General features: G+C 33.8%; 7 protein-coding genes. 6 read left to right on the top strand and 1 reads right to left on the bottom strand.

Annotation, left to right across the window (positions count from 1 at the left end; translation table 11 throughout):
- The 6 genes from PHC28_RS00485 to PHC28_RS00460 all read left to right on the top strand — a co-directional run.
- A partial coding sequence (locus PHC28_RS00485) for a PDDEXK nuclease domain-containing protein (RefSeq protein WP_300095386.1) occupies positions 1–867 on the top strand: 867 nt, incomplete at its 5' end.
- On the top strand, positions 867–1,421 hold the full coding sequence (locus PHC28_RS00480) for a CopD family protein (protein WP_300095384.1): 555 nt from the start codon (positions 867–869) through the stop codon (positions 1,419–1,421). The genes PHC28_RS00485 and PHC28_RS00480, both read left to right, overlap by 1 nt.
- A 57-nt stretch (positions 1,422–1,478) precedes the next feature.
- Positions 1,479–2,894 carry an ATP-binding protein gene (locus tag PHC28_RS00475; protein WP_300095389.1) on the top strand — a complete coding sequence of 472 codons (1,416 nt, stop codon included), beginning with the start codon at positions 1,479–1,481 and terminating at the stop codon, positions 2,892–2,894.
- An 11-nt stretch (positions 2,895–2,905) separates the two neighbouring features.
- Positions 2,906–3,688, top strand: coding sequence for an enoyl-CoA hydratase-related protein (locus PHC28_RS00470; protein WP_300095382.1), 783 nt, complete (start codon positions 2,906–2,908; stop codon positions 3,686–3,688).
- Between the two features lie 170 nt (positions 3,689–3,858).
- Positions 3,859–4,977 carry an ATP-binding protein gene (locus PHC28_RS00465; protein ID WP_300095380.1) on the top strand — a complete coding sequence of 373 codons (1,119 nt, stop codon included), beginning with the start codon at positions 3,859–3,861 and terminating at the stop codon, positions 4,975–4,977.
- A gap of 256 nt (positions 4,978–5,233) precedes the next feature.
- Positions 5,234–5,632 (top strand): hypothetical protein, encoded by a 399-nt coding sequence (locus tag PHC28_RS00460; protein ID WP_300095377.1) that lies wholly within the window; start codon positions 5,234–5,236, stop codon positions 5,630–5,632.
- 5 nt (positions 5,633–5,637) lie between these two features.
- Here PHC28_RS00460 and PHC28_RS00455 read toward each other — a convergent pair whose 3' ends face one another.
- Positions 5,638–6,291 (bottom strand): HD domain-containing protein, encoded by a 654-nt coding sequence (locus PHC28_RS00455; protein WP_300095374.1) that lies wholly within the window; start codon positions 6,289–6,291, stop codon positions 5,638–5,640.
- Between the last annotated feature and the right edge of the window lie 57 nt (positions 6,292–6,348).

Raw genomic sequence — 6,348 nt, 5'->3', positions numbered from 1 at the left:
GGTTGGGGAGAAAGTATAGTTGATAATTTATCAAAGGATTTACAAGCAGAATACGTTGGTGTTAAAGGATTTTCTTCGAGAAATTTAAGGCGAATGAAACTAATTTTTGAAGAAGTAGAACATAACTCAAATTGGACACAAGCTGTGTCCAAAATTCCTTGGGGACATACGAATGTCATATTTTCTAAACTGAAAGATTCCGAAAAGAGAACTTTTTACCTTCAAAAATGCCAAGAAAGAGGTTGGAGCAGAGCTATTTTAGAAGAGGAAATAAAATTCGATAGCTTTTCAAAAACCAATAATTTTCAACATAATTTTTCAAACACAATAGCCGAAAATAAATTAATTGAATATCGACTAGAATTCAAGGACGAATACAATTTATCTTTTTTAAATCTAGAAGATGTTCATAGCGAAAGAGAATTAGAAAATGCAATTGTAAGTAATATTACAAAAACATTGGGTCAATTCGGTAACGACTTTGCTTTTATGGGAAGACAATTTAGACTTGAATTGGATGAAAAAGAATATTTTGTGGACATTCTTTTTTATCATCGAAAATTAAAATCGATGATTGCAATTGAACTCAAAACATCAGAATTTAAACCAGAACATAGTCAACAACTCAATTGGTATTTGCAATTATTAGACAAAACCATTAAATATCCTGAAGACAATCAAAGTATAGGAATATTGCTTTGCAAAACTAAAAGTAAGTTAACCGTAGAATATGCTTTAGAAATGGCTAATAAGCCAATTGGAGTAGCAACATACAATTACCGACAATTACCTGAAAGCATAGCTAAATACCTTCCGACTGAACAAGAGTTTGAAAAAATATTACAATCTAATACTGATATTGAATAATGGACTACTACAACTACCTCAAATCCCTTCACCTCATCTTTGTCATCACTTGGTTTGCCGGACTTTTTTATATCGTTCGTTTGTTTGTTTACCAAATTGAAGCCAATGACAAACCTTCGCCAGAAAAGGAAATTCTGCAAAAACAATACAAAATAATGACCTATCGTTTGTGGTACATTATCACTTGGCCAAGCGCCGTTTTAGCTAGTATTTTTGCGTTTTGGATGTTGTTTTTTACCCTGATAGGAAATGCTTGGTTGCAAATGCCTTGGATGCACGTGAAACTTGGCTTCGTTTTTGCGTTGTATTTGTACCATTATAAATGCCATCGAATATTCAAAGAATTGCAAAACGACGAAGTAAAATACTCGACAAATTATATGCGTTTGTGGAACGAAGGCGCTACAATTATCTTGTTTGCAGTCGTGTTTTTAGTCATTCTAAAAAACGCCGTCAACTGGATTTACGGAGTAGTTGGCATTATGTTATTTTCGATTTTAATTATGCTAGGCTTTAAATTTTATAAAAGAATTCGAGAAAAAAATCAATCCTAAATGCTAAAAGGTTTCAAAATATCAATGTTTTCTCTTCGAATCAGGATTTTCCTTTCGATGATTGTATTGATAATTGTGGCTTCGATATTGCTGGCTACTATTTCTATTTTTCAATTCAAAAACGAAGCAAAACAATACCATCAGGAACGACTCGATCGCAAAGAAGACGCCATAAAAGAGAATATCAATTATGTGCTTTCGAACACGACTTATCCGCTTTCGCCAAATAATCTCTCATTAATTTTTAAAGATAAAATTCACGAATTATCCGATATTCACAATCTTGAAATCAATATTTATAGCTTGGACGGAAAGCTTTTAAAATCTTCGAAATCTAAATTTTCTATTGATCCAGTTGCTCCGCCAATTCCAAAATACATCATAAAACTCGTTCAATCTTCTATCGAAAAACGATACGTTGACATTAAAACCATCGACGGAAAAAAGAACCGTTCTTCCTATAGTTTGATAAAAGACGATAGGTTCAAACCCTTGGGAATCTTGAATTTGCCTTATGTAGAAGACGACAGTTATTATCAAACCGAATTGCAAAATTTCTTGATGCGATTGGCTCAGGTTTACACTTTTATGCTTTTGGTGGCATTTGCTGTAGCTTATTTTCTTTCGTCCTATATTACAAAATCCCTAAAGACGATTTCGGATAAATTGAGTGAAACCAGTTTGAACCAGAAAAACGAAAAAATTGTCCTTGAAGCCAGCAGCAAAGAAATCAATCTTTTGATAAAAGCCTACAATGCAATGGTTGATGAGCTGGAAGAAAGCGCTTTGAAATTAGCCCAAAGTGAGCGTGAAGAAGCTTGGCAAGAAATGGCAAAACAAGTAGCGCACGAAATCAAAAATCCGCTTACGCCAATGCGATTGACGGTGCAAAGTTTTCAAAGAAAGTTCGATCCCAACGACCCGAATTTGAAACAGAAAATCAATGATTATTCAGAAACTTTAATACAACAAATCGACACAATGAGTTCCGTAGCTTCAGCATTTTCGAACTTTGCTTCGATGCCTGCACAACAAAATGAAACCCTTAATGTGGTTGATGTTGTTGAATTGACAATGGATATTTTTAATGAAGAATACATCCATTTTGAAGCAGAAGAAAGTGAAATTATTTCGAAAATTGACCGAACACAATTGATTAGAATTATAACCAATTTAGTTAAAAACGCCATTCAATCCATTCCTGAAAATCAAGAAAACAAAGCGATTTTAGTTACAATAAGAAAAAAAAACGGCAATGTTTTAATCACCGTTGCCGACAATGGAATAGGAATTGCTGCCGAAGATTTCAATCGGATTTTTGAGCCCAAATTCACCACAAAAACAAGCGGAATGGGATTGGGACTTGGCATTATCAAAAACATTATCGAAAATTATAAAGGAACAATCCAATTTGAATCCGAGAAAGGAAAAGGAACAACTTTTACTGTTTCACTTCCTATAATCAATCAATAAAGCAAAAAGTTATGGCATTAGAAAACATTATTTTAGAGCACGAAAAAGGCATCGCCACTATTTTTATCAATCGACCTGAAAAGTTAAATGCCTTAAACCGAGCCACGATTCAGGAGTTGCACGAAACCTTAAAATTAATCGATGAAAATCCCGAAGTTAGAGTAATTATCATAACCGGAAGCGGAGAAAAAGCATTTGTGGCTGGTGCTGACATTTCGGAATTTGCTCATTTTTCGGAAAATGAAGGAGCACAATTAGCAGCAAAAGGACAACAACTATTATTTGATTTTATCGAAAATATGAAAACTCCTGTGATAGCAGCCATCAATGGTTTTGCCCTTGGAGGTGGATTGGAATTAGCGATGGCTTGCCATTTTAGAATTGCTTCAGAAAATGCAAAAATGGGCTTGCCTGAAACTTCACTTGGCGTTATTCCTGGTTATGGCGGAACCCAACGTTTACCTCAATTGATTGGCAAAGGTCACGCAATGGAAATGATTATGACTGCGGGAATGATTGATGCAGCAACTGCTAAAATGTACGGATTGGTCAATCACGTTGTCCCTCAAGCGGATTTATTTTCGACTTATATGACACTTGCTACCCGAATTATGAAAAATTCTCCCATTGCTATTTCAAAAGCTATTGAGGCCATAAATGCTAATTTTGTGTCTGGAATAAACGGATTTGATGTAGAAATTAAAGCTTTTGGAGAATGCTTTGCCACCGAAGATTTCAAGGAAGGAACCACGGCTTTTTTGGAGAAAAGAAAAGCGGAGTTTAAGGGGAAATAAGTCGGTTAACAGCGTTCTGGAATTAGTGTTCAGTCGCCTAACTAATCGAATTATATTTTTACAAATATCATATTATTATACTTTTTTGATATTGTAATATCATATTATTATACTTTTTTGATATTGTAATATCATTTTATTATATATTTGCATTATAATTGGATGCAAAAATGATAAATAGAACTTCACAACCAGAAATTGACAGCTATCTTTTTAAAGGAAAAGCAATCTTGGTATTTGGGGCAAGACAAGTTGGCAAAACTTCTTTAATAAAAAACACCATCAAAGGGCAATCGTTTTTGTGGCTCAATGGCGATGAACCCGATACACAACTTTTATTAGAAAACATCACTACCGATAGACTAAAAGCATTAATTGGAGACAACAAAATATTGGTTATTGACGAGGCTCAAATGATTCACAATATTGGTTTACTCATCAAGCGAATGGTCGATAATTACCCGGAAATTCAAGTAATTGCTTCCGGAAGCAGTGCTTTTGAATTGGCAGATAAAACAAAAGAATCAATGGTGGGCAGAAAAGAGGAATTGCAACTTTTCCCTTTGAATTATGGAGAAATGGTTAAACACACCAATTTTATCGAAGAAACCCGTTTAGTTCCACATCGTTTGGTTTTTGGATATTATCCAGAAGTGGTTAACAATCTTGGAAAAGAAGAAAAAATTCTCAATGATTTGGTCGAAGGGTTTCTGTATAAAGACATTCTAAACCTTGAAGGAGTGAAAAAATCAGCCACTTTACAGCGATTGGTTCAAATGTTGGCCTATCGAATTGGTAGCGAAATTAGTTATAATTCTCTAGCCAATGATTTAGGAATTAACCGATTGACGGTTGAAAAATACATTGATATTCTGGAGAAAAACTTTATTGTTTTTAGCTTAAATGTTTTTAGTAAAAACCAAGACAACGAACTCAAAAAAGGCAGAAAAGTCTATTTTTGGGACAATGGTTTGCGCAATCGAATCATTAAAAATTTTAATCCAATAGAACTTCGTGATGACATTGGTGCATTGTGGGAAAATTTTATTATCAGCGAACGTAAGAAGAAATTATCTTATGAAAATCAATATAAAGACACTTATTTTTGGAGAAATACACAACAAGCCGAAATTGATTATTTGGAAATAAAAAACACCGAAATTGAAGCTTTTGAAATTAAATACAATCCGAATCAAAAAGTACTTTTCACAAAATCATTTACAGAAAAATACCATCCAAAAACAACCCAAGTGATTCACAAAGAAAATTTTTGGGAATATTTAATTTGAATCAAGACCTAACAGGTTTCAAAAACCTGTTAGGTCTAATCCGAAAAACACACTATTATATTCAAAAATAAACTAATATGACTGTCCGCTCAGCGGACTAATAACCCAATAAAGCACGCAGATGAAACGGATTAGACGGATTTTCGCCGATGTCAATATAAAAATCCGTTTTTATTGGTTTAAATCCGTGTCATCCGTGTGGCATTTTCAAAATTGGTGCAAGTAACGGATAGTCACATAAACTAAAAATTAAATTATGCTTTACCAACCTGTATTTGCCCAATTTTGGGAAAAAGTAAAAGAAAGTATCGAAAACTATACTTACGCCAAATTAACTTTGGCCAAAACCATTGGCGACACCGAATTGAAAAACATATATGTGCGTCCCGTTTTATTGGAAAATGACGTTTTTAGTCTCTCACTAACAGCCAAATACAAAACCGAAGAAATAGAAAGTTTTCACACATTAGACGAAACCTATATGATATTACTTTCGTATATGAATAATCCATTTCTAACCGCATTATTATTTACAACAGAAAATGATATTGCGTTTAAACTCAATAAAAAACGAGTAGGAAGTATCATTGAACAAGCACCTACTTTCAAGAATGCGTCGGATGTGATTTTAGAAATGAAGGAAAAAGGATTGTAAGCAAATTACAATTCCCCATCCCATTCCGCATAAAACTGCGAGAGGAAACCTTCCATATAACGATGTCTTTCTTGGGCAATTTGTTTCCCAGTTTTGGTATTCATTTTGTCCTTTAAAAGCAATAGTTTTTCGTAGAAGTGGTTTATGGTTGGGGCTTCATTGCTTTTATATTCTTCCTTGCTCATTTGAAGATTTGGAGCAATTTTTGGGTTGTATATAGGTCTGTTTTTGAAACCTCCATAATTAAAAGTTCTTGCAATTCCAATAGCACCAATCGCATCTAATCGGTCTGCGTCTTGAACGATATCCAATTCGATAGAAAAGAATGCTTTTTCAGTATTTCCACCCTTAAAAGAGATGTTTTCTATAATATCAATGACGTGCTGTGTTGTTTCTGCATCAACATTATTGGATTCTAAAAATTCGCGAGCCATTTTTGGACCCACAGTTTCGTCACCATTGTGAAATTTACTATCGGCAATATCGTGAAGCAAAGCTCCCAATTTTACTATATCAATATCACAAGTTTCTCCATTAGCTATTAATAATGTGTTTTTATACACTCTTTCGATGTGAAACCAGTCGTGTCCGCCCTCGGCGTTTTCTAACTTCTCTTTTACAAAAAGAATGGTCTTATTAACTATTTCTGAATACCTCATATTTCAAGTGTTTATTTACAAAAAAAGCTGATTTTCAAAATTTTAAATTCAAAAATC

The sequence above is a fragment of the Flavobacterium sp. genome (genome assembly GCF_028712645.1).
In the GTDB taxonomy this organism is placed as follows: domain Bacteria; phylum Bacteroidota; class Bacteroidia; order Flavobacteriales; family Flavobacteriaceae; genus Flavobacterium.
Note: the sequence above shows the minus strand (reverse complement) of the source record. Positions and strands in the feature narration are given on the sequence as shown.